The sequence below is a fragment of the Methylocapsa aurea genome, assembly GCF_000746085.1.
GTDB classification, from domain to species: Bacteria; Pseudomonadota; Alphaproteobacteria; order Rhizobiales; family Beijerinckiaceae; genus Methylocapsa; species Methylocapsa aurea.
In genome coordinates, this window is record NZ_JQKO01000008.1 from 102,285 (window position 1) to 122,552 (window position 20,268).

A 20,268-nucleotide genomic window follows, 5' to 3' on the forward strand; every position below is an offset into this window, starting at 1 on the left:
GCCCTGAATGGCGCGAGCGCCATTTATCGCGTTTCGTTCGGAATCAGCTTCTTCTCGGCTTTCAGGCGCGCGATTTCGGCGCGGATCGGCGCGAATGGCCCGTATTTATGCTGGGCCTCGCTGAAGCTGTCTGCATAGGGCCCATAGGCCGCGTCGACGGGCTTGTCCAGCAGGTTCGCAAAGTCATGCGCGAGGCCGGATTTTGCCGGCCGGCTCTGCGACTCGACATAGGCCGCCACATCCCAAGAATCCTCGACCGACAGCATCGGGTTCAAATAATCGGCCCCATGCGGCATGTTGAAATGAACGAAATTCGCCATATCGCCGATCCGGGCCATGCCCGCTCCATCGTTGAAACTATCCTTTCCCCAGAGCGGCGGCGCGGCATAGCCCAGCGCCATCGCCGCTTTGCTGCGCGCGACCCCCGAGCCATCGGTATTGTGGCAGTCGAGACAGGCGCGCTGATAGACCAGTTCGCCGCGCTTGGGATCGGCCGCCCGGTCGAGCTCCGGCATCTTGCCCGACCCATGGCCGGGCAGCTGCTCGCCCGGCGCGACGCCTATCGAAAGGAACTTGACGTAAGCAACAAGCGCCTTCATTTCCGGCGCGTTAGCAGGCATTGGCCGGCCGTTCATGCTCCGCGTCATGCAGGAATTGATGCGGTCTTCGATGGAGATATCCGCGCCGGTACGGGCGCTATAGTGCGGAAAGTCATAGTAGAGCCCAAAAATCGGCAAGCCGAACTTCTTTGTTCCAGCCTCGAGGTGACAATTGCCGCAGGCCATGTTGTTGCCCGCGAAACGTTTTGCATGATCGGCGACCTGTGGACCTATATGAGCGTAGGTCGAAGTGATGAGATCGCGTCCCCGGCGCACCTGCTGGCCATGAGCGTCATCAGGCAGCGCGCCGACATCTGGGACGGTCCAGACCCGGGCGCTTGGCTTGGACTGATCTTCGGCCGTGGCGGGCATGAGAAAGAGACCGCCGAGCGCCATCATGGCCGCGAGCAGCTTCCACGCAAAGTTTATCGCCATCTGTTTTGCTCCTGCCTCGAAAATCCGTGCGATCGCTTGGCGGCCCGTTCGGGACGGCGCCGATCCAGAGCGCTCGGCCTCCAGGGGATTGGGGAATGCGGCTCTGCGAGTTCACAGCTGTAGCATGAGACTATTTGCGCTGTCCTCACCCCGTCCCAAATTTGCCGCGCCAGCTCGGCTGGGCGCCTGGAAAAGGCAAGGGCGTGGCCATGTAAACGGCTCTGGCTATGGCGCGGGCGAGACAGTCGGCGGCGCGCATGCCGATTTCGGTCCTGTCGCGGATCGTCGAGGTCCGGCTCGCCGCGCCGGTCGCGGCGGAAAAAATCGTGTCGCCGTCCATGGCGGCATGGGAGGGGCGCACCGCATGGGCCATGCCGTCATGCGCCATGATCGCAAGGCGCTTGGCCTCGGCTTTGGTCATGGCCGCATCGGTGGCGATGATGGCGATCGTCGTGTTCTCTGCGGCGTCGCCCTTGATGTGAAAGTCGAGCGCGTCCGGAGGCCATGGCGAAGGCCAGCCAAGGCCGCCGAATTCGCCGTTCCGTTCATAGGGAGCGGCCCAGAAATGCGCGCTTCGGCCGATTGTCGCGCGGCCAACCGCATTCACCGCGACAAGCGCGCCGACGCGAAAGCCTCTCGAGGTCGTCTCGCTGGCCGAGCCGAGGCCGCCTTTGATGTCGGCGAGGGTCGCTCCATATCCGGCGCCGATGCTGCCGAGCTCAAAATCGGTGGCCGCAGCGCGCGCCGCCTTGTAGCCCAGATGCCAGTAGACAGGTTCGCTCCCAAAATTCTTGTCGCCGCCGTTCAGAAGATCGAAGAGCGCCGCGCCGGGGGCGATCGGCACCTTGACGTCGCCGACCGCGAAGCCGCGGCCGCTCTCGCGCAGGAAGGCCAAGACCCCGCCCATCGAATCGAGGCCATGGACGGAGCCGCCGGACAGAACCAGGGCGTCGATCCGCTCCACCGTCATCTCGGGTTCGAGGAGCGTGGCGTCGCGCAGGGCCGGCGCGCCGCCGTGAATGGCGATCGAGGCGATGGCGGGCGCATCGAAAATCACGGCGGTGACGCCGGATCCGAGCTTTTCGTCCAGGGCATTGCCGACGCGAAGGCCGGGGACATCCGTGATGAGATTTTTCACTATCGGCGCTCCGGTTCCGCGGGCTGTCTTGCCGCTACAAGTATTAGATCAAAAAGTTCAGTAATAAATAGAGCACATCCTATATAAACTAATTATATGATACTGCGCTATCGCCAACTCCTCGTCGCGCTCTATAATATATCGATTCTAATATATGGCCCTGAAGGTAATCTCTTCGACTCTTTTTGTGCGGCGCAAAATCTTGCCGCCTCTGTACCGAACCGATGCGCCCGCGGCGCCGCGCCGACTTGACCTCGACTTGCCCCTATGCATATGGTCGCCGCGCTTTGCATCAATGGATCGAAATCCATTCGCTAACCCACACATTCGCTAACCCACTAATAGAGAGTCGGCGGTCAGATGATACGTGAATTTCAATATCGCGGTGAAACCTTCAGGGTAAACTATCACGGCATCCATGGGCATGAGGAAGTCTTCATCATCCACATGATCGATGGCGAGGAATGGGGAGAAATCTCGATCGATCGCATGACCGAGGAGAATGACACCTCTGCTCCGATAGAAGACATCTGCGTCATCCTCTGCGACCGGCTTATCATCGAGCGCGAGATTAATTGCGCCGATCCGAACGCTGGGTTCGCCTGGGTCGAAGGCCGCGTCCTCGCCCAGGTTCACAATGGAATCCAGGATCGTCATTAAGCTGCATTTGGGGCTTGTCTCCAAAGGTTGCGCCGGCGCCTCGAAGCGCGGCGCATTGCTTAATATCCGTGGCGTGCGGTCATCCTCCCCCGCTGAGGGGAGGGATGACCGCACGCCCTGCGGATCTCGGAAGCGATTTTGCCTCCGGGCGCAAGGGCGGCGCCGCTCACGAAGCGCTGAATCGATTGACCACCTCATGCGCGAGCCGGCCGCCTTCGGCGAGGAACCGGTTGATGATCGCCTGAGCGTTCGGCGTGCAGGCGCGATACGATCGCTCATAGCCGCGAAAGCTGCGATTATAGGCGCCCGCAAGGCGCTCTTTCCGAAACGTTGTCTTTGCTTCGGCTTCCAGAAGCGCCTGCATCTTCGCGCGCCAGTCGCCTGAATCCCTGAAACCGCACAGATCGTCGAGATAGGTCAAAGCCCCGAGGATCTCGGCGAGCCTTAAGACCTGCGCCTCGTAGGGCGGCGGCGGCGGCTCCGAGGCGGGCGTCTCTGCATTTGTCGCGGGAGCCGGAGCTGCCTCCGCCGGCTTGGCCGGGGCGCCCTTGCCTTGAGTCTTCTTGCCTAAAACCGCTTTGGAGTGCGTCCTCGAATGCCCAGCCTTCGCGGCCTGTCCCTCCACGGCGACCGCCGGCGCCGTGGATAGAGCGACGCAGACCAGCGCCGCCAAGGATGCGTGAAGCACTAAGCTCCGAATGATCTTGGCGCGGCCCGGCTTCTGGCGGGAGGGCGTGGCGCGGACGGGAATAGAGCTCACGACGCGCCTCGCATCGGCGCCTTCAGCGCTGTTTCCGCCGCCTCGATCGTGGCGAGGACATGGGGCGTGCAATCGAGCCGGGCGAGGTCGGACGGCTCGGCCCAGATGACTTCGCCCGCCTCCGGTCCGGGCGCGCCTTCCCCGGCGATCCAGGCGCCGACAAAGGAGGCGATCACATAATGGCGCAAGATCCCTCCCTCGTCATCGCGTTCGATCGATTCGACGTGCCGGTTGAAGGCGACGATTCGCGCCTCGACCTGCACCTCCTCGCGCAATTCGCGCAAGGCCGCCTCCTGCAAGGTTTCTCCCGCCTCGACCAGTCCCCCGGGCAGCGAAAAGGCGCCGGCATAGGGCGGCTTTGTGCGCGTGGCCAGCAACACCCGGCCGGCCCGGAAGACCGCCAGGCTCACGGCGAGGAAAGGGTAGGGAGGATAGATCCGCTCCCGATCCGCCGGCGACGCGAAAATCCTATCGGGCTTCATGGATAGAGCCGCTCCTTGCGCCAGGGCTCCTGCGGCGTCGGCCTTCGGAACGCGATGCGGTCGTGCAAGCGGAATGCGCCATCCGACCAGAATTCCAAATAGACCGGCGCAATCTTGTAGCCGATCCAATGGGGCGGCCGGGGCACGCCCCCAAGGGCGAATCTTGCCGCATATTTCGCCACCGCCGCCTCGAGCGCGAAGCGGCTTTCGAGCGGGCGCGATTGCTGGCTCGCCCAGGCCCCGAGACGGCTTTGCAAGGCCCGGCTCGCGAAATAGGCGTCGGCCTCGGTGTCGGAGGCAAGCGTGACCGGCCCGCGAAAGCGAACCTGGCGGCGCAGCGATTTCCAATGCAGGACAGCCGCGGCCTTCATATTGGCCTGCAGTTCTTGGCCCTTGGCGCTCTCCGAATTGCTGTAAAAGACAAAGGTCGAATCCTCGACCGCCTTGAGCAGAACCATGCGGACATTCGGCAGTCCATCCGCGTCGACGGTCGCCAGCGCCATCGCGTTGGGATCGTTCGGCTCGCTCTTTTGCGCCGCCTCGAACCAGGATGCGAACAATTGGAAAGGCTCGGTCTCCTCGGTGAAGTCACGCCCCGTTAACTTGTTCAAGGGTAAGTCTCCACAAGGCCTAATTTTTTGCGAGCGGCGGAATCGTGACAGAGGAGTTCTTGCGCCACGATCGACGATATAAGTCCGGCGCTGAGCTTTTGACAGGAAAAAGCTGCGAGCTGGAAGCCAGCCGGCCGGTCATCCGGGGGGCTCGGTTCAATTCGACCAGCCTCGCCGCCGCGTGGATGTCTACTGCTTGTTTGGCCTTCGCGCTGGCTGGGTGCTCCATGTCGATGCAGATCGCCTCACTGACGGCTTCGAACGACGACGCGACCGGCTCGATTCCAAAGGCCTCCTTCGCCCATTTTTTGGACGCCGAGGATTTGCGCCGGGCAAAGGCGGCTCTCGACACTGCCCTCGATCCGCAGGGCAATGGGTCGCTGGTCGGCTGGGCCAATCCGGAATCGGGAGCCAAAGGGTCCTTCACCCCAATCGGCGCGGCCTATCCCTCGGACGCGAAGATCTGCCGCGTCTTTCTGAGCCAGATCGATCGCAAAGGCAACGCGCGATCGATGCGGGGAACCGCCTGTTCGGAAAAGGCGGGCGATTGGGCAATCGCGGAAATCAATCCCACAAGCAAAGACTTGAGGGCCTCGAATTAGGGCGCCCCTCGCCTCGATTCATTCCGAAAGCCTTGCGTCCGGCGCGCCGATCCCCCAAATGCACTAAGAGACATTGGCGCTTGTGCCGGTCAATGGGCGGGCGCGGGGAGTGGGCTCATCGATGCGTGATCCATATGTGGTCTTGGGTGTGCAGAAATCAGCCGATGCGGCTGAGATCAAGAAGGCCTTTCGCAAGCTCGCGAAGAAATTCCATCCCGATCAGAGCAGTGAACACAAGGCGAAGGAAAAATTCGCCGAGGTTAGCGCCGCTTACGAGATCCTCGGCGACGACAAGAAGCGCGCCGCGTTCGATCGCGGCGAAATCGACGCCGAGGGCAAGCCGCGTTATCACGGTTTTGAGGGGTTTGGCGCTGGCGGACCCGGCTTTGGGCGCGGCGCCAAGGCGGGCGGAGGCCCCGGCGCCGAGCATTTCGAGTTTAATTTCGGCGGCGGGCGCCCTGGCGGCCATGGGTTCGATGCCGGCGACATATTCGCCGATCTTTTCGGCGCGGGGGCGGCCGGCGGGCGCAGAGGCGGGCGGGGTCCAGCCTCGGCTCCGACGCGCGGCGAGGATGTCGCCGCAAGCGTGACCGTTGGCCTCGCCGAAGCGGTCAAGGGAACCACCGCCCGCGTCACCTTGCCGACTGGCCGGACCCTGGAAGTCACAGTGCCGGCGGGCATCGAAGACGGCAAGCAGATCCGCCTGAAGAAGCAGGGGCAGCCGAGCGCTGCCGGAGGCGAGCCGGGCGATGCGATGGTGACGGTCAAAATCGCCAAACATCCGTTTTTCCGGGTCGATGGGCGCGACTTGAGGCTCGATCTGCCGGTCACCCTTTATGAGGCCGTGCTTGGGGCCAAGGTCAATGCGCCGACGCTCGATGCGGCGGTGGAGCTTGCAATTCCGGCCGGCTCCAACGGCGGCCGCACCTTGCGTCTGCGCGGCAAGGGCCTGCCCAATCCGCAAGGACCGGCGGGCGATCTGTTGGTGACCTTGCGGATTGTCCTGCCGGATGAGTCCGATTCCGACCTCTCGAGCCTCATGCGCAAATGGGAGGCCCAGAAGCCTTATAATCCCCGCACCGATATGACGTGAGAGCGCTTGAAGTGGACACAGCCCGCATGAAAATGCTCTAGTGGCCAGACCCGAAGCTTGGCTTAAGAAGGCCTGCTTCTTTCGAGCGGTCCAGGGTTGATTTCAAATATCGCGTGCGGGGACCGGTGATGCGGCGCTTGATCGTCGAAGAGCCTTATTCCAAGGCGGCCTTGCTTAGCCGGAATCTCGCTTTTTTTTCTGTTGCCGTTGGACTTGTCGGCGTTTTCCTCGGGCGCGCGGGACTCGATCCGCCGGCGACCTTCGCGGTGCTGGCCGCCGCGGCTTTTGTCGCTTGCGTCGCGATTTTATTTGCGTTCCTGGCGTTTGTCGTGATCTGGCGCAGCGGGCGCAAGGGCGCGGGACAGGCTTCCGCAGGGCTTTTTCTAGCGCTGCTTTTCCTGGCCTATCCGGCCTACCTCGCCGAAAGGACGCTGCGCCTGCCGCGTCTTGTCGATATTTCGACCGACATCGCCGATCCGCCGGTTTTCTCCTTGTCCCGTCAAGCGCAGGCGGCGCGCGGCGGCGCGACCCCGGCCAGCATTCCCGTTCAGATGCGTAAACGGCAGATGCAGGCCTATCCGCAGATCCAGCCTATCCTGCTCGATCTCGAGTCGCAGGAGGCCTATCAATCCATCCTGAAGGCGATGACCGCGAACGGCTGGAAAATCGTCGAACAGAAACCGCCTGGCGGACGCTCCGGCCTTGGCCATGTCGATGCGATCGCCTCGAGCCTGATTTTGGGATTTCCCTGCGACATCACTTTACGGATCCGGCCGCTCGTCGGGCAGACGCGGGTCGACATTCGCTCCGTCTCGCGCTTCGGGCCCTATGATTTTGGCTCCAATCAACGCAACATAGAAAAATTCGAGTCCGCTCTACAGGCGGAAGTCGACAAAAGCGATCACGCGAGACGATAGCTTGCGCCCAGCGCCGCCGGCCCCTCTGCGCAAACCAGCCCGCGCTCGACGAGGTCCTCGATGTGGGCGTAAACCGATAAGGCGGCGGCGCCGCGCAGGGCCGGATCGAGGCCCTCATAGACGGTCGCAACAATTGCCGCGATCGTGGCGTCTCCCGCGCCGATGTGGGACAAAATCGATTTCTCGCGCGCGCGCCGATGCTGGGCCAGCCCGCGCACGAAGCGTTGAGGCTCGTTGACCGGCCCGCCATGTCCCGGCCAATAAATCCTATCGTCCCGCGTGCGCAGCTTGTCGAGCGAGGCCATATAATCGCGCATCGCGCCGTCCGGGGGCGTCACCACCGAGGTCGACCAGGCCATGACGTGGTCGCCGGAAAACAGCGCGTTTTCCTGCGGCAGGGCGAAGGCTTGATGATTCATCGTATGGCCCGGGGTCTCGACGCAGACGAGAGTGAAGTCGGCGGCCTCGATCGCGTCGCCCTCGCGCATGACCGCATCGGGCGCATAGTTGGAATCATTTGCGGCATCGATCCGGCCCATTTCGGCCGCAAGGCCCTCTCGCGCCGGATGATATGGCGCGCAGCCAGCTATTTGGGCCCCGGTCGCCTCCTTCAGCGCGCGCGCGCCAGGCGAATGATCCCGATGGGTGTGGGTGACAAGGATGGTCGCGACGGTCTCGCCCCGCAAGGCGTCAAGCAATGCGGCGATATGGCGCTTGTCGTCCGGGCCGGGATCGATGACCGCCACTTGGCCGGAGCCGACGACATAAGTGCAGGTTCCGGTGAATGTCATCGGCCCGGCGTTGCCGGCGACCATCCGGCGGACCAGGGGCGAAAGCCGGATGAGTTCGCCCGGGGCCCCTTCGAAGGAGCGGTTGAAGGCGATCTCGTCTTCCTGCGTGGGTTCGGGCATCTGCAGTCCAGCGCTTGTGGGGTCCAGAACGCGCCGCCGCGGTTCAATGATTCATATGTCGCCAAGGCGCGGCGGAAAAGGCGCTCTTGCTTGAGAGAATCGACGGCGGCCTCAATCTGGCGCCGGGACCGCGCCGATCGAGGCGGGCGCCTCGCCGCCGCTATAGCGTCGCCACATGGTCTCATAGAGCCCTTCGATGTCGCGCGTATAGGCTTCGATGTCGAAAAGCGGCGTCGTCAGACGGTTTGCCGCGAGTTTGGCGTTGATCTTGGCGAGGCTCTCCGGATCGATCGCGAGTTCATGGGCGACATTGAAATAGCCATCGAGATCGGCGGCGACCAGTTCGCCGAGGCCGATCGCGCGCAAAATGCTCCCGGCGACGCGCGAAGGAAAGGTATCTCCCGCGCAGGTGACGAGAGGCACGCCGGCCCAGAGGGCGTCGCTGGCCGTCGTATGCGCGTTATAGGGCAAGGTGTCGAGAACGAGGTCGGCGAGCTGAAGCCGGCCGAGGTGCTCGATCTGCGGCAAATCCTTCGCGAAGATCAGCCGATCCGGGGTGACGCCGCGCCACAAAGCCTCGTTCTTCAAGTTTCCCTCGGCCTTGTCGTTCTTCAAGAGCCAAAGGACGCTGCCGGGAACCTCGATCAAGAGCCGGCACCAGATGTCGAACATTTCCGGCGTGATCTTATAGGCCTGATTGAAGCAGCAAAAGACAAACCCATCCTCGGGCAATCCGGCTTGCGTCCGGGTCGGCGCCGTCCCGATCAGGGCCCTGCGTCCATGCGGCTGATAGGTATGCGGCAGATAGGCGAAGGACTCGCTGTAGTCCCTGGCGCTGGCGGCCGGAGTGAGGAAAGGATCCGTGATGATATAATCGCAAAGACTCTCGCCGAGCGTTCCCGGATAGCCGAGAAAGTTGACCTGCACCGGCGCCGGACCGAACAGAAGAATTGCGGTTCGCGTATGCATTGTGAAGCCCTTGAGATCGACGAGAATGTCGATCTCGTCGGCATGGATCGCGCGCGCCGCGTCAATGTTCGACAAGGCTTCAATGTCGATGAAATGGTCAAAGGCGGCCTTGAGACGCGGCCGCATCGGCTTGCCGTCATCGGCGCCATAGGAATAGGCGAATAGCTCGAAACGAGCGCGATCATGCGCTTCGAACATCTCAACGAGCAGCAGCGCGGTCGCGTGTTCGTGAAAGTCGCAGGATAGATAACCAATTCGGATTTTCGCGCGCGCGGCGGCGCTGAACGTAAAGGCGAGCGCGTCGCGATCAGCGGCGGAGGCGGCTTGCCTGTCCTTCATCCAGAGCTCGGAACAGCCGCGTTGTTCGCTGGCGCTGACGCCGGACATGGCGAGCAGCAGAAAAGGCGAGATCTTGCCGGATTCTCCCCGCGCGATTTGGAGGCGGAAGCTTTCGAGCAAGTCGGCGAGCCCGGACCACTCGCACATGTCGCGGCTTTCAAGGCGGAGCCTCATGAGATTCCCCAACAAGTGCGCGGCGATCTGCTTCGGCGTAAAGCGATGGACGGGCGAGAGACGATCCGGAACGCCTGACGGACGCGTTAAAGCATGGTTCGTGCTCTAATATGTAGTTAAATTGTAACGGCGCGGTCCCATCGTAAAGCAAGAGCCGGGCCGCCTTGGCGTCTTCGATGGGGCCGAAGCGAACCGCGATCATTGCCGCCTTACTGAAAGTTGCGGCCCTTCGGCAGAATGCGCCGGACCTCGAGGGCGGAGCGGGGCGTTTCCGCCGCATCGAAAAGGTTGGGCTGGGCGGCAAGACTTGGCTGGGCTTCTCTTTCCAATTCGCCCCAACGGCTGCGGAGATGCGGGCGCTTGACGGCGTCGGCGTGGGCGAGGGCCGAGATGTCTTTGCCTTGGGCGGACAATAGGCCGAGAAGCGAGGTCAGATCCTCGGCGCGCTCCATGACGATGTGGATCACATTCGCCTCGTTCTGCAGGCGTCCGGTCACGGCGATGAAACGCGCGCCGATGACGATCGGGCGCAGGGCCTCGAAGACTTTCGGCCAGACGATGGCGTTGGCGGTTCCGGTCTCGTCTTCGAGCGTCAGGAAGATCACTCCCTTGGCCGAGCCCGGGCGCTGGCGCACGAGAACGAGGCCGGCGACGCTGACACGCCGGCCGGGGGGAAGGGACGCAAGCTCCGCGGCGCGGAAAATTTTCTTCTGTGTGAGCCGGTCGCGCAGGAAGGCGACTGGATGCGCCTTCAGGGAGAGCGATAAATGGCGATAATCCTCCACCACATGTTCGCCAAGCGGCATGGCTGGAAGCCTGGCGTCGGGCTCGATGGCGCGCCAGCTGAGGTCTTTCAAAAGCGGCAGATCATCCTTGTCGCCGGCGCGGTTGAGGCCGCGCACGGCCCAAAGCGCCTCGCGCCGGTCGAGGCCGAGGGAGCGAAAGGCGTCGGCGCCGGCTAGAATTTCCAGCGCGTCTGGCGAGAGCCTGGCGCGGAGCCAAAGATCGCGGATGGAATCATATCCTTCCGCGCGCAAATCGACGAGTTGGCGCATGTCGGATTCGCAAAGCCCCTTAATGTGCCGGAAGCCGAGCCGGATGGCGTGAGTTGAGAAGATTTCGCCTTGCATGGACGCATGGCGGGGATGCAGCGGCAAGGCTTCATCCGATTGCGCGCGCTCCGCAAGCGTCGAGTCCCAGGCGGAGAAATTGACATCGACTTCTTCGATTTGGACGCCATGTTCGCGGGCGTCCCGCGTGATTTGCGCCGGCGCGTAAAAACCCATCGGTTGGGCGTTGAGAAGAGCGCAGGCGAAGGCGTCCGGATAGCGGCATTTCATCCAGGCGGATGCATAAACGAGAAGAGCGAAGGAGGCCGCATGGCTTTCAGGAAAGCCATAAGTGCCAAAGCCCTCGATCTGCTTGAAGCAGCGCTCGGCGAAGTCGCGTGGATAGCCCCGCGCGACCATGCCTTCCACCATCTTCGCCTGAAAAGCGCTGATCGTTCCGACGCGTTTGAACGTCGCCATGGAGCGGCGCAGCCGGTCGGCTTCGGAAGGGGTGAAGCCGGCGGCGACGATGGCGATCTTCATCGCCTGTTCCTGGAACAAAGGGACGCCGAGCGTCTTGCCGAGCACCTCTTCAAGCTCTTTCGATGGATAGACGACCGGCTCCAAACGTTGCCGGCGGCGCAGATAGGGATGCACCATGTCGCCCTGGATCGGGCCGGGCCGAACGATCGCGACTTCGATAACAAGATCGTAGAATGTAGCCGGCTTGAGCCGCGGCAGCATCGACATCTGCGCGCGGCTTTCGATCTGGAATACGCCGATCGTATCCGCGCGTGAAATCATCGCATAGACGGCGCGCTCCTCGGCCGGCAGACTCGCCAATGTCAGGGCGCGGCCGTAATGTTTCTCGATAAGGTCGAAGCCCTTGCGCAGGCAGCTCAGCATGCCGAGCGCGAGAATGTCGACCTTCAAAATGCCAAGCGCGTCGAGATCGTCCTTGTCCCATTCGATGGTGGTGCGATCCTCCATCGCGGCATTGATGATTGGAACGGTTTCGTCGAGGCGCGAGCGGGTGATGACGAAGCCGCCGGAATGTTGCGAGAGATGGCGCGGGAAGCCGGTGAGTTCTTCGGCGAGGCGGATCGCCTGGGCGAGCCGCGCCTCGGTTGGATCAAGACCGGCCTTGCGCGTCTCGTCAGCGTCGACGCCAGCCGAGGACCTGCCCCAAATCGTGCTGGATAAGGCCGCAACGACGTCTTCCGAGAGACCGAAAGCCTTGCCGACCTCGCGAATGGCCGAGCGCGCGCGATAGGTGATGACGCTCGCCGTCAGGCCGGCCCTGGCGCGGCCATAGCGCGCATAGATATATTGCATGACCTCTTCGCGCCGCTCATGTTCGAAATCGACGTCGATATCGGGCGGCTCCTTGCGTTCAACCGAGATGAATCGTTCAAACAGCAGATCATGAATCGCGGGATCGACTTCGGTGACGCCAAGGCAAAAGCACAGCGTCGAATTGGCGGCCGAGCCGCGGCCTTGGCACAAAATGCCGCGCGACTGGGCGAAGCGCACGATATCGTGGACGGTGAGGAAATAGGGCGCGTAATCGAGCTCCGCGACAAGTTGCAATTCATGCGCGATCGCCTTTTCGACATGCGCCGGGGGGCCGGAAGGATAGCGGCGTTTGGCTCCCTCGCGCGCAAAAAACGCCAAAGCCTCTTGCGGGCTGGCGAAGCCCTCGCGCAATTCCTCCGGATAATCGCCGGAAAGTTCATCGAGGCTGAAACTGACGCCGTCGAGAAAACATAAGGTCTGCGCGATCGCCTCCGGCGCGTCGGCGAAAAGGCGCGCCATCTCGGCGCCGTCCTTGATGTGGCGCTCTGCATTGGCTTCGAGCCGCAATCCGGCCGCATCGAGCGTTGCGCCTTCGCGAATGCAGGTCAGCACATCCTGCAAGGCGCGCCGCTCCGGCGCATGCATGAGAACATCGTTGGTGGCGAGAAGAGGGAGCCTCGCCTTGTGCGCGAGAGCGCCGCGGCGGGCGAAATCGCGCCGCATGGCGGGACCATAGGTCATGGAGGCGGCAAGCCAGACGCGGCCGGCCGCGGCTTCGCGAAGACGCGCGAGCAAAGGCAGAGCGTCCGCTGTCGAGGACTCTGGAGGATGGGGCGTCGGCTTTGGCTGCGCATCGGCGAAATCGGCGTGGATTTTTGCCGCGCGCCTGGCGTCGTCCTTGGCGTCCCAGGAACTGCGCTGCATGACGATGAGCTGCTGATCTTGCGCCGCCTCGACGAGATCCTCGAGGCGGAGCAGGCAGACGCCTTTTTGCGCGCGGGCATTGCCGCGCGTAAGCAGCCGCGCCAGACGGCCATAGGCGGCGCGATCGCGCGGAAAGCTCAAGATGTCGGGCGCGCCGTCGCAAAAGACGAGCCTTGCGCCGCAGATCACGCGAAAGCCTTTTGCGGGGGCTCCGTTCTCGCGGGCGAATACATGCGCGCGGACGATGCCGGCCAGCGAATTGCGATCGGCTATGCCGATTCCGGCAAGGCCAAAATCCATGGCTTTGGAGACCAGTTCCTCAGGATGCGAGGCGCCGCGCAAAAACGAGAAATTCGTCGTGACGGCGAGTTCGGCATAGCGCGCCGGCGCGCGATCTTGCATCATGCCAAGATCTCGCTTCATGCAAAAAGCCCATGCATGAACCAGCGCGGCCGCGCTGTTTCGCTATTGAAGAGGCCTTCGCGAAAGAGCCAGAATCTTTGCCCCTCGGTATCCTCGGCGCGGAAATAATCGCGAGTGAGGGCGGTCTTGCTTTTCCACCATTCGGGCGCGATCCGCTCCGGTCCTTCGAGCGCGGCGACCTCGTGCATGACTCTGCGCCAGCGAAATCGCAGCGGCGGCCCATCCGGCACGCAGGCGATGGCGTCTATCGGCTCCGGCCGTTGCAAAAGCCGGATCGGACGGGAGGGGAGATATTTGCCGGCGTCCTCATCGCCAAAATCCGGCCTGGGCGGCGGCGCAAAGGAAACGGGCGCGGACCTCCGCCGTCCCGATCCTGCGTCCGCTTTCCTCGGGAGCTTCGCCCGCGGATTTTGCGGCTGTCTCGAATTGGATTCGCGCGAATTTAATTTTTGCAGATCGGCGGCAGGCGAGGCGATGACGGCGAATTCGGGCGCATGCACAGGATTAAAAGCAAGCCGGCTCACCCGCCGCAATCCCAGTCTTGCCCCGAGCCTGTCGATGAGGTCGGCGAGGTCGGCGGCGTCGTTCGGGTCGTTCCAGCCGGTTTGCTCAGGATCCTTGCGCTCCGCCGTCAGAGCGGCGAGACGAATGACGTCGAAACCATAACCGGCATCGAGAGCATCGTCGCCGTTCGATGCGCAGGCGGCGTCGATGCGTTCGTCAAACAGCCTTGCAATGAGCTTGGGCTCGCGCAAGGGCCGGCTGGCGCCGACCTCGAAATGCTTCACCAAGCCATCGACGCGAAACAGGCTGACCTTAAGTCGCCGCGCGCCTTCGCTATGACGGACAAGAAGCTCCGCCAGATCATGCGCGAGCGACAAGATCGTGGCCGCGATGTCTTCACGATGGGTGACGCCGTCGAGGAAGCGCCGCTCCGCCAGATAGGGAGGCGCCTCGAAACGCGGCGATATCGGCGTTTTGACGCGGCCGAGGAGCCCATCGAGCCGGGCATGAATAAAGCCGCCGCAACGGGCGGCGATCGGCGCGCGCGGGCGCAGCATGATGTCGCCGATCCGGCGCAAGCCCGCTTGGGCGAGATCGGAAATGGTCGCTGCGTCGAGACGCAAGGCGGCGAGCGGCAGATCGGCGAGGCGGCGCGCGCGTTCTGTTTCGTCAAGATCGGGAGGCAGCAGGCGCAGGGTTCCATACCGCGCCAAAGCCCAGGCCGCTTCCGGCGTCGAGGCCAGGGCCGCGCGCGCGCAAAAGCCTTGGGCTTCGAGCCGCGCTTCGACCTCCATGAGAAGTTTCGCCTCGCCGCCAAAAAGATGCGCGGCGCCGCTCACATCGAGCATGACGCCATCTGGCGCGTCGAGGGCCGCAAGCGGGGTGAAGCGGCGGCACCAATCGGCGATATCCTCCAGCGTTTGCGCTTCGGCTCTTGCATCGGCGTCGACGCAGACAAGGGCAGGATGCATGGCGCGCGCATCGGGCAGGCTCATGCCGGGTTTGAGGCCTAAAACCTTCGCCCGCACATCGACGGCGGAGAGCCTTTGCGCGTTGTCGATCTTGGCGACCGTCGCCAGCGGCGCGTCAGGCGACTTCCGCGCGCCTTGCGCGCGCATCAGCCGGATGATCCGATCGGTTGCGAGCGTGGGAAGACAGAGGGAGAGGAAACGCGTCACGGAAACATGCCTCTTCGTGATCCCAGAGAATGGAAAGGAGCTTGTCTCGATCGAAGCCGAACCGATCGGGACCGGCGCGCGCCTTGACGATGCGGAGGGACCAGCAGGCGAGGCCCGGCAGCGGCAAGCCCCTCGCCGCCGCCAAACGAGGCCCAACGCATGAAAAAATCTCGAACCGGGTTTGCGCGCTCGATGAAAGCTTGTGTGCGCCTCGAGCCATCCCGGAGGCGAGCATCAGGCCCGGCGTTCCGCTTTTTTGCGCGGCCAGAACCAAGCGGCGGGAGGCGGCGAGGCCATAGGCTTTTTCGAGGCTCCATATTTCGCCGATGACGGCGGCCGCGGCGCGGCATTTCAAGGCCTCTTCCATGGCCCATAGGCTCTCTTTCGCATTGAGCGTATGGACGAGGACGAGGCGGGTGGGATCGACGCCATGGAGCGCGAGCCCTGGCCCATAAGGCGCGCCATTTTCCAAGCGCGCGTAATCCTCGACGATCCAGATGATGCTGGATCGGCTTTCCGCGGCCTTCGCGGCGAACCGGGCCGACAGGGCGAGGGCGAAGCCCGAGGCTGCCGCGCCGTCGCCAGCGCGGCCCGGCGCGATCTCATGCAAGGCGCCGCGGCGAAGGCCGCCATGCAGCATCCGGTCGAGGCTGAAATTTTCGCCAAGGCTCACGGGCGCATCCTGGTGAGGAAGCGTAGACTCAGCCGAGCCCCCAGCCTCGATCCTGGCGATCCTTTGGCGCAAAAAATCCACTCGCGCCGAACTGCCGCGTTGCGACATCGGTTCGCTCCAATTCATTGATCTGGATTTAAGTTCTCTATTTGTTCTTATTGATTCCCGTTTCGGGCGGAAGAGTCAAGGGCTTTGCCCGCAGGATTTTTCGCAAGATTTTTTGAATATGAAATACGCGGGCGGGATATTAAAATTTAATCAAATGACAGCTCATTGCTTCACGTTCTTCGAGACGGCGATCGGCCGATGCGCCATCGTCTGGGGCGGGCGGGGCATCGTCGGCGCACAACTCCCGGAAGCTTGCGAGACCGAGACGCGCCGGCGTCTGCTCGATCGATTTCCGGATGCGCGGGAAGCGGTGCCGCCGCCCAATGCGGCGCGCGCGAAGGAAGGGATAGCGGCGCTTCTTCGCGGCGAGACGAGCGATCTTTCGACCGTTGCGCTCGACATGGATGCCGCGCCGCCGTTCCGCCGCCGCGTCTATGAGGCGACCCGCGCTATCTTGCCGGGAGAGACGCAGACCTATGGCGCCATCGCGCAAAAAATCGGCGCCGCCGGCGCGGCGCGGGCTGTGGGGCAGGCGCTCGGACGCAATCCTTTTGCGCTCATCGTGCCGTGCCATCGCGTGCTTGCGGCCAATGGCAAACTCGGCGGCTTTTCCGCGCATGGCGGCCTCGCGACGAAGCTCCGGCTCCTTGCGATTGAAGGCACACAGATGCGAGCCGCGCACGCCCGGACACAAAAGGAAACCGCCCGTCTTTTGTGACGAATCTCTTCACTGAGATTAGCAATGCGGACAGGTGTAGCCTCGCTCGGTTCACGCCTCGCCAGCGCGGGGGCTTCGCGCTTTCGTAAAACTTCAGCGGAGGCGCAATACAATGGATCAATCGGAAGAAATCCTCTGTCGCGATCAGCGACTGGCCGCCGCGCATTGAAATTGAAAGCAAGAGGACGAAATGGCTTGGCCGCAAACCCTGCGCCCACTGTCGCTGCCGGTCATCGGCGCGCCGCTTTTCATCATTTCAAATCCCGATCTCGTCATCGCGCAATGCAAGAATGGCGTGATCGGCGCCTTTCCCGCGCTCAACGCGCGCCCAAAGGAGAAGCTCGACGATTGGCTTGCTGCGATCACTTCCGAACTCGCGGCTTTCAAAGCCGCGCATTCAGAAGCCGAAGTCGCCCCCTTCGCGGTCAATCAGATCATTCACGCCTCGAACGACAGGCTCATGCATGACCTCGCGCTTTGCGCCAAATATAAAGCGCCCATCGTCATCACGAGTCTGGCCGCGCCGAGCGCGATTACGCCCCATGTCCACGCCTGGGGCGGGCTCGTCTTTCATGACGTCATCAGCGTCCGCCATGCGAAGAAAGCCATTGAGGCCGGCGTCGATGGGCTTGTCCTTGTCTGCGCCGGAGCGGGGGGACATGCCGGGACTCTTTCGCCTTTCGCTTTCGTCGAGGAGATCCGCAAATTCTGGCAGGGTCCGATTGCCCTGTCCGGAGCGATCGCGACCGGACGCGCGGTTCTCGCCGCCCGCGCGCTTGGCGCCGACTTCGCCTATGTCGGCACCAGATTCATCGCGACGGAGGAAGCCAACGCCGATGCGCGTTACAAACAGATGATTGTTGAGAGCGACGCCGCGGGGATCCTGACTTCGGCCTATTTTACCGGCGTATCGGGCAATTATCTGCGCCAGAGCGTCGTCGACGCTGGCCTCGATCCGGATGATTTGCCGGAGCGCGACAAAACGGCGATGAGCTTTGAATCGGCCAAAGCCACCGAGGCGGTCAAAGCCTGGCGCGATATTTATGGCGCCGGGCAGGGCGTTGGCGCCATCGACGACGTGTTGCCGGCGGCGGAGGTCATCGCTCGGATGCGCCGGGAATATCTTGCCGCGAAACAGGATCTCGCGAAGGGGTTTTGAACCTAACGCTCGAGCTTCCGAGCGTTAGGACGTAGGTGCTTAGACCGAATGCAGCACAAAGCGGCGATCGAGCTTTTGGGCTGGCCGCGCATTCATCGGGTAAAGCTTGGCGAAAGCCGCAATGTCCGCCGCTGCGACCTCGATCGGCTCGGCCAGCAGCATCCATTCGACGGTTTCGCTGCAGGGCGGCGTCGTGAGCGATCCAGAGTAGGCGTAATAGCCGAGTTTCGCGGGCAGCAAGCCTTTTGGATCGATGCCGGGGTCGGCTTTGACGGGCTCGCCTGCGGTCTGCGGCATGGTCGCCGCGATTTTCGCGAAAGCAGGGTTCGTTTTGCCGGCCGTCATCAGGACGCCGATCACGCCGAGAGACCCTGTGGCGTTGCGATGGACGAAATGCGCTTCCATCGCCGAGTGCTTGTCGTCGATGAGATGCTCGCTCGGGTGGTGGAAGTGAAACTGCGCCAATTTATAGGTTTGCGAGCCTACATTCAGCGCGCCGCCGTCGCCGAAATTGAGCTGAATCGTGTGGCCATTGTTGACGATCGTGTCCGGCCGCTCAGCCCAGGCGATTTCGAGCGGGGGCAGTCGCGCCTCGATCGAGGCGTCGATGGCGATCGGCGATTGCTGGCTTCCGACCGAACAGACGCGGTCGGCCGGATCGAGATCGCCCCAATGGTCGGGACCATGTGCGCCTTCATAGCTCCAATGCGGCCCCTCGGATGAAGATGCGGCGCGGGCGCAAAGCGGGCAGAGGGCGAGCCCTGTAAGCGCTTTCAACAGGTCACGACGATGCATGTCCAAATCCCCAATGAGAACATAAGCGATCTTAAGCAGGACATGCTTGGCAAGCAATGCTTTCTTGCTCGAGTTGTTTGATTTTAGATGATTTTCTTTTGAATCAATTGTCCGCTTTTTCGGACGCGTCGCTTAGAGCATGATGCCGAAAAGTGGAAACCGGTTTTCGGACGACATCATGCTCTAACTCTTTGAGAAGAGGCGGATTCAGACTTTGGACGAGATCGCGTTGCGATTCCGTCCAAAGTCATCCGGCTCTAGGGCGGTCTCGACCGAAAATGCTCTAAGCTCGTCTGCCCGAGGCCCTGTTGGCGCGCAGCCCGGCGATAGCAAGAACAAAAAATGCGCCGGCTGGCGCGCCCCAGTCCTTTATGCTTGGCGCGTAGCGGCGCAGCCATGCTTCGACATCGGGATCGGAGCCGATGACGTCGCCCGCGATCCAGCCGAGCAAGGCGGCGCCAAACCAGACCAGAGCCGGAAAGCGGGTGAGAAGCGAGAGGACCAGAGTCGAGCCGAAGACGATCAGCGGAATTGATAAGGCGAGGCCGAAAAGGATCAGCCATTTCGATCCTTTCGCGGCGCTTGCGATCGCCACGACATTATCGAGCGACATCACCGCGTCGGCGACGACAATAATTCGGATCGACGCCCAAATCGTCTCAGCTGGAGTGACCTCTTTGCCGGGCCTTTGCTCGGCGACGAGTTGGATCGCGATCCAAAGCAAAAGCGCGCCGCCGACAATCTTGAGGTAGGGAACAGCCAGCGCTTCCACGACGAGCGACGTGAAGATGACGCGCAACATCACCGCCGCGCCGGCGCCGAGCAGGATCGCGACCTGGCGTTGCCGGCGCGGCAGCGAGCGACAGGCGAGCGCAATGACTACGGCGTTATCGCCGGACAACAGGATATCGATCCAGATGATCTGGAGCAGTGGAATAAGGAAAGCTGTCGCCTCGGGGTTCATCGGCTGGAGCTAGGTCAGGAATGGAGCGGGGTCAAGCTCCGGGTCAAGCTTGGCCTTGTTGCGCGCAAGGCCGCCGCGCAGCTTCACCGCCATGACCAGGATCGCGATGACGGCGGCGCGCACCGCCGCGTCGAGAGTTGGCCGCTGCGTTTTCGCCGCGTCTGGGGTCCGCCGGCGCCGCGCAAGTCGCGGAATGTGGATGAACCCGACGGACCCGGCCTTCATCAGGGCGAGGGAGAGATACAGCGTCTGATTGCAGACATAATCGCCGGCGTTGATCGACAAGCGGGCCTTGATCCCGGCGCTGCTCATCGCGGCCGCGATGAGAGCAGAAGGAAAAGTGGATTTCGCCGTGAATGGCGCGCCCGGAACGATGGCGCGAGATCTCGCTCTCGCGCCGGCGGCGTCGGGACGAAGCAGGCTGACGCGGTTCAGGGCGCGCGTTTCGACGCAAAAAGCTTTTCGGCGCGCCGCGAGGCCAAAATGCAATGCCGCATCCGGCTTAATCGTTTCGGCCAAAGTCTGAAGCCGAGGCGCGATCTCGGCATAGACGACGGGCAGGACATCGAGTTCGAGCGTGACGCCAAGCCGCGCCAGTCTTGGCCTATGCTTACGGAGCGCCGCGACCATCCGCTCTGTGGGATTGTTCGCGACGCCTGGAAATCCGCCAAAACCAGTAACAAGAATGCGAACAGGTCCTATTGTCACGCTGGTTTCGCCTCGGACCGTCCAGAATCCGTGTTGGGGCTGGCGCACTAACAGAAGACAAAATTGACTAATCGATAAG

The 20,268-nt window shown here is 62.7% G+C and carries 19 protein-coding genes; 6 read left to right on the forward strand and 13 right to left on the reverse strand.

The features are described from left to right. Positions 1 to 23 precede the first annotated feature (23 nt). Positions 24 to 1,034, reverse strand: a complete 1,011-nt coding sequence (locus tag DL86_RS06045; RefSeq protein WP_036259339.1) for a c-type cytochrome — start codon at positions 1,032 to 1,034, stop codon at positions 24 to 26. Between the two features lie 145 nt (positions 1,035 to 1,179). Then, a complete protein-coding gene (locus tag DL86_RS06050; protein WP_036259340.1) occupies positions 1,180 to 2,172 on the reverse strand; it encodes a P1 family peptidase in 993 nt (330 codons plus the stop codon). Positions 2,173 to 2,532: 360 nt separating this feature from the next. On the opposite strand from DL86_RS06050, the gene DL86_RS06055 reads away from it, so the two are divergent. Further along, positions 2,533 to 2,832, forward strand: coding sequence for a hypothetical protein (locus DL86_RS06055; protein ID WP_036259342.1), 300 nt, complete (start codon positions 2,533 to 2,535; stop codon positions 2,830 to 2,832). A 166-nt stretch (positions 2,833 to 2,998) separates the two neighbouring features. Here DL86_RS06055 and DL86_RS06060 read toward each other — a convergent pair whose 3' ends face one another. From DL86_RS06060 to pdxH, 3 genes are read right to left on the reverse strand one after another with little or no spacing between them, the layout of a single operon-like run. Then, positions 2,999 to 3,592, reverse strand: coding sequence for a TIGR02301 family protein (locus tag DL86_RS06060; protein WP_245276268.1), 594 nt, complete (start codon positions 3,590 to 3,592; stop codon positions 2,999 to 3,001). Continuing rightward, the gene (locus DL86_RS06065) at positions 3,589 to 4,074 is read right to left on the reverse strand and encodes an NUDIX hydrolase (RefSeq protein ID WP_051952814.1); all 486 of its coding nucleotides are present in this window, start codon (positions 4,072 to 4,074) and stop codon (positions 3,589 to 3,591) included. The genes DL86_RS06060 and DL86_RS06065 overlap by 4 nt, the downstream gene beginning before the upstream one ends. Continuing rightward, positions 4,071 to 4,685: a pyridoxamine 5'-phosphate oxidase gene (gene pdxH / locus DL86_RS06070; protein ID WP_036259343.1), complete on the reverse strand. Its 615-nt coding sequence runs from the start codon at positions 4,683 to 4,685 to the stop codon at positions 4,071 to 4,073. The genes DL86_RS06065 and pdxH overlap by 4 nt, the downstream gene beginning before the upstream one ends. Before the next feature lie 227 nt (positions 4,686 to 4,912). Here pdxH and DL86_RS06075 point away from each other — a divergent pair, with 227 nt between their 5' ends. The 3 genes from DL86_RS06075 to DL86_RS06085 all read left to right on the forward strand — a co-directional run bounded on the left by DL86_RS06075 (position 4,913) and on the right by DL86_RS06085 (position 7,297). Further along, positions 4,913 to 5,287, forward strand: coding sequence for an RT0821/Lpp0805 family surface protein (locus DL86_RS06075; protein ID WP_245276269.1), 375 nt, complete (start codon positions 4,913 to 4,915; stop codon positions 5,285 to 5,287). A 121-nt stretch (positions 5,288 to 5,408) separates the two neighbouring features. Further along, positions 5,409 to 6,380 carry a DnaJ C-terminal domain-containing protein gene (locus DL86_RS06080; RefSeq protein ID WP_036259568.1) on the forward strand — a complete coding sequence of 324 codons (972 nt, stop codon included), beginning with the start codon at positions 5,409 to 5,411 and terminating at the stop codon, positions 6,378 to 6,380. A gap of 128 nt (positions 6,381 to 6,508) precedes the next feature. Further along, positions 6,509 to 7,297, forward strand: coding sequence for a DUF1499 domain-containing protein (locus DL86_RS06085; protein WP_036259345.1), 789 nt, complete (start codon positions 6,509 to 6,511; stop codon positions 7,295 to 7,297). On the opposite strand, the gene DL86_RS06090 is transcribed toward DL86_RS06085, so the two are convergent. The 5 genes from DL86_RS06090 to DL86_RS06110 all read right to left on the reverse strand — a co-directional run bounded on the left by DL86_RS06090 (position 7,282) and on the right by DL86_RS06110 (position 15,845). Further along, entirely contained in the window at positions 7,282 to 8,208 is a 927-nt protein-coding gene (locus DL86_RS06090) for an MBL fold metallo-hydrolase (protein WP_036259347.1), read from the reverse strand. The genes DL86_RS06085 and DL86_RS06090 overlap by 16 nt on opposite strands. A 111-nt stretch (positions 8,209 to 8,319) precedes the next feature. Continuing rightward, positions 8,320 to 9,690: an O-linked N-acetylglucosamine transferase, SPINDLY family protein gene (locus tag DL86_RS06095; protein WP_084572752.1), complete on the reverse strand. Its 1,371-nt coding sequence runs from the start codon at positions 9,688 to 9,690 to the stop codon at positions 8,320 to 8,322. A 209-nt stretch (positions 9,691 to 9,899) separates the two neighbouring features. Continuing rightward, on the reverse strand, positions 9,900 to 13,382 hold the full coding sequence (locus DL86_RS06100; protein WP_425348902.1) for an error-prone DNA polymerase: 3,483 nt from the start codon (positions 13,380 to 13,382) through the stop codon (positions 9,900 to 9,902). Then, on the reverse strand, positions 13,379 to 15,064 hold the full coding sequence (locus DL86_RS06105; RefSeq protein ID WP_245276271.1) for a Y-family DNA polymerase: 1,686 nt from the start codon (positions 15,062 to 15,064) through the stop codon (positions 13,379 to 13,381). The genes DL86_RS06100 and DL86_RS06105 overlap by 4 nt, the downstream gene beginning before the upstream one ends. Next, the gene (locus DL86_RS06110) at positions 14,973 to 15,845 is read right to left on the reverse strand and encodes an ImuA family protein (RefSeq protein ID WP_051952816.1); all 873 of its coding nucleotides are present in this window, start codon (positions 15,843 to 15,845) and stop codon (positions 14,973 to 14,975) included. The genes DL86_RS06105 and DL86_RS06110 overlap by 92 nt, the downstream gene beginning before the upstream one ends. Positions 15,846 to 15,999: 154 nt before the next feature. On the opposite strand from DL86_RS06110, the gene DL86_RS06115 reads away from it, so the two are divergent. Both DL86_RS06115 and DL86_RS06120 read left to right on the forward strand, forming a co-directional pair. Further along, on the forward strand, positions 16,000 to 16,563 hold the full coding sequence (locus DL86_RS06115; protein WP_051952858.1) for a methylated-DNA--[protein]-cysteine S-methyltransferase: 564 nt from the start codon (positions 16,000 to 16,002) through the stop codon (positions 16,561 to 16,563). 190 nt (positions 16,564 to 16,753) lie between these two features. Beyond that, positions 16,754 to 17,722, forward strand: a complete 969-nt coding sequence (locus tag DL86_RS06120; RefSeq protein WP_036259348.1) for an NAD(P)H-dependent flavin oxidoreductase — start codon at positions 16,754 to 16,756, stop codon at positions 17,720 to 17,722. A 39-nt stretch (positions 17,723 to 17,761) separates the two neighbouring features. Here the strand turns inward: DL86_RS06120 and DL86_RS06125 are convergent, their stop codons facing one another. From DL86_RS06125 to DL86_RS18630, 3 genes are all read right to left on the reverse strand, one after another. Further along, a complete protein-coding gene (locus DL86_RS06125; protein ID WP_036259580.1) occupies positions 17,762 to 18,517 on the reverse strand; it encodes a carbonic anhydrase in 756 nt (251 codons plus the stop codon). Positions 18,518 to 18,800: 283 nt separating this feature from the next. Beyond that, positions 18,801 to 19,481: a TerC family protein gene (locus tag DL86_RS06130; RefSeq protein ID WP_036259350.1), complete on the reverse strand. Its 681-nt coding sequence runs from the start codon at positions 19,479 to 19,481 to the stop codon at positions 18,801 to 18,803. A gap of 9 nt (positions 19,482 to 19,490) precedes the next feature. After that, positions 19,491 to 20,189 (reverse strand): pyroglutamyl-peptidase I, encoded by a 699-nt coding sequence (locus DL86_RS18630; protein ID WP_162180398.1) that lies wholly within the window; start codon positions 20,187 to 20,189, stop codon positions 19,491 to 19,493. Positions 20,190 to 20,268 lie beyond the last annotated feature (79 nt).

Bases quoted from the DNA above. Each gene is read 5' to 3' on its own strand.
- DL86_RS06045 (WP_036259339.1), bottom strand. From the start codon at position 1,034: ATGGCGATAAACTTTGCGTGGAAGCTGCTCGCGGCCATGATGGCGCTC.
- DL86_RS06055 (WP_036259342.1), top strand. From the start codon at position 2,533: ATGATACGTGAATTTCAATATCGCGGTGAAACCTTCAGGGTAAACTAT.
- DL86_RS06065 (WP_051952814.1), bottom strand. From the start codon at position 4,074: ATGAAGCCCGATAGGATTTTCGCGTCGCCGGCGGATCGGGAGCGGATC.
- DL86_RS06075 (WP_245276269.1), top strand. From the start codon at position 4,913: ATGTCGATGCAGATCGCCTCACTGACGGCTTCGAACGACGACGCGACC.
- DL86_RS06080 (WP_036259568.1), top strand. From the start codon at position 5,409: ATGCGTGATCCATATGTGGTCTTGGGTGTGCAGAAATCAGCCGATGCG.
- DL86_RS06085 (WP_036259345.1), top strand. From the start codon at position 6,509: ATGCGGCGCTTGATCGTCGAAGAGCCTTATTCCAAGGCGGCCTTGCTT.
- DL86_RS06090 (WP_036259347.1), bottom strand. From the start codon at position 8,208: ATGCCCGAACCCACGCAGGAAGACGAGATCGCCTTCAACCGCTCCTTC.
- DL86_RS06095 (WP_084572752.1), bottom strand. From the start codon at position 9,690: ATGAGGCTCCGCCTTGAAAGCCGCGACATGTGCGAGTGGTCCGGGCTC.
- DL86_RS06100 (WP_425348902.1), bottom strand. From the start codon at position 13,382: ATGAAGCGAGATCTTGGCATGATGCAAGATCGCGCGCCGGCGCGCTAT.
- DL86_RS06110 (WP_051952816.1), bottom strand. From the start codon at position 15,845: ATGTCGCAACGCGGCAGTTCGGCGCGAGTGGATTTTTTGCGCCAAAGG.
- DL86_RS06115 (WP_051952858.1), top strand. From the start codon at position 16,000: ATGACAGCTCATTGCTTCACGTTCTTCGAGACGGCGATCGGCCGATGC.
- DL86_RS06120 (WP_036259348.1), top strand. From the start codon at position 16,754: ATGGCTTGGCCGCAAACCCTGCGCCCACTGTCGCTGCCGGTCATCGGC.
- DL86_RS06125 (WP_036259580.1), bottom strand. From the start codon at position 18,517: ATGCATCGTCGTGACCTGTTGAAAGCGCTTACAGGGCTCGCCCTCTGC.
- DL86_RS06130 (WP_036259350.1), bottom strand. From the start codon at position 19,481: ATGAACCCCGAGGCGACAGCTTTCCTTATTCCACTGCTCCAGATCATC.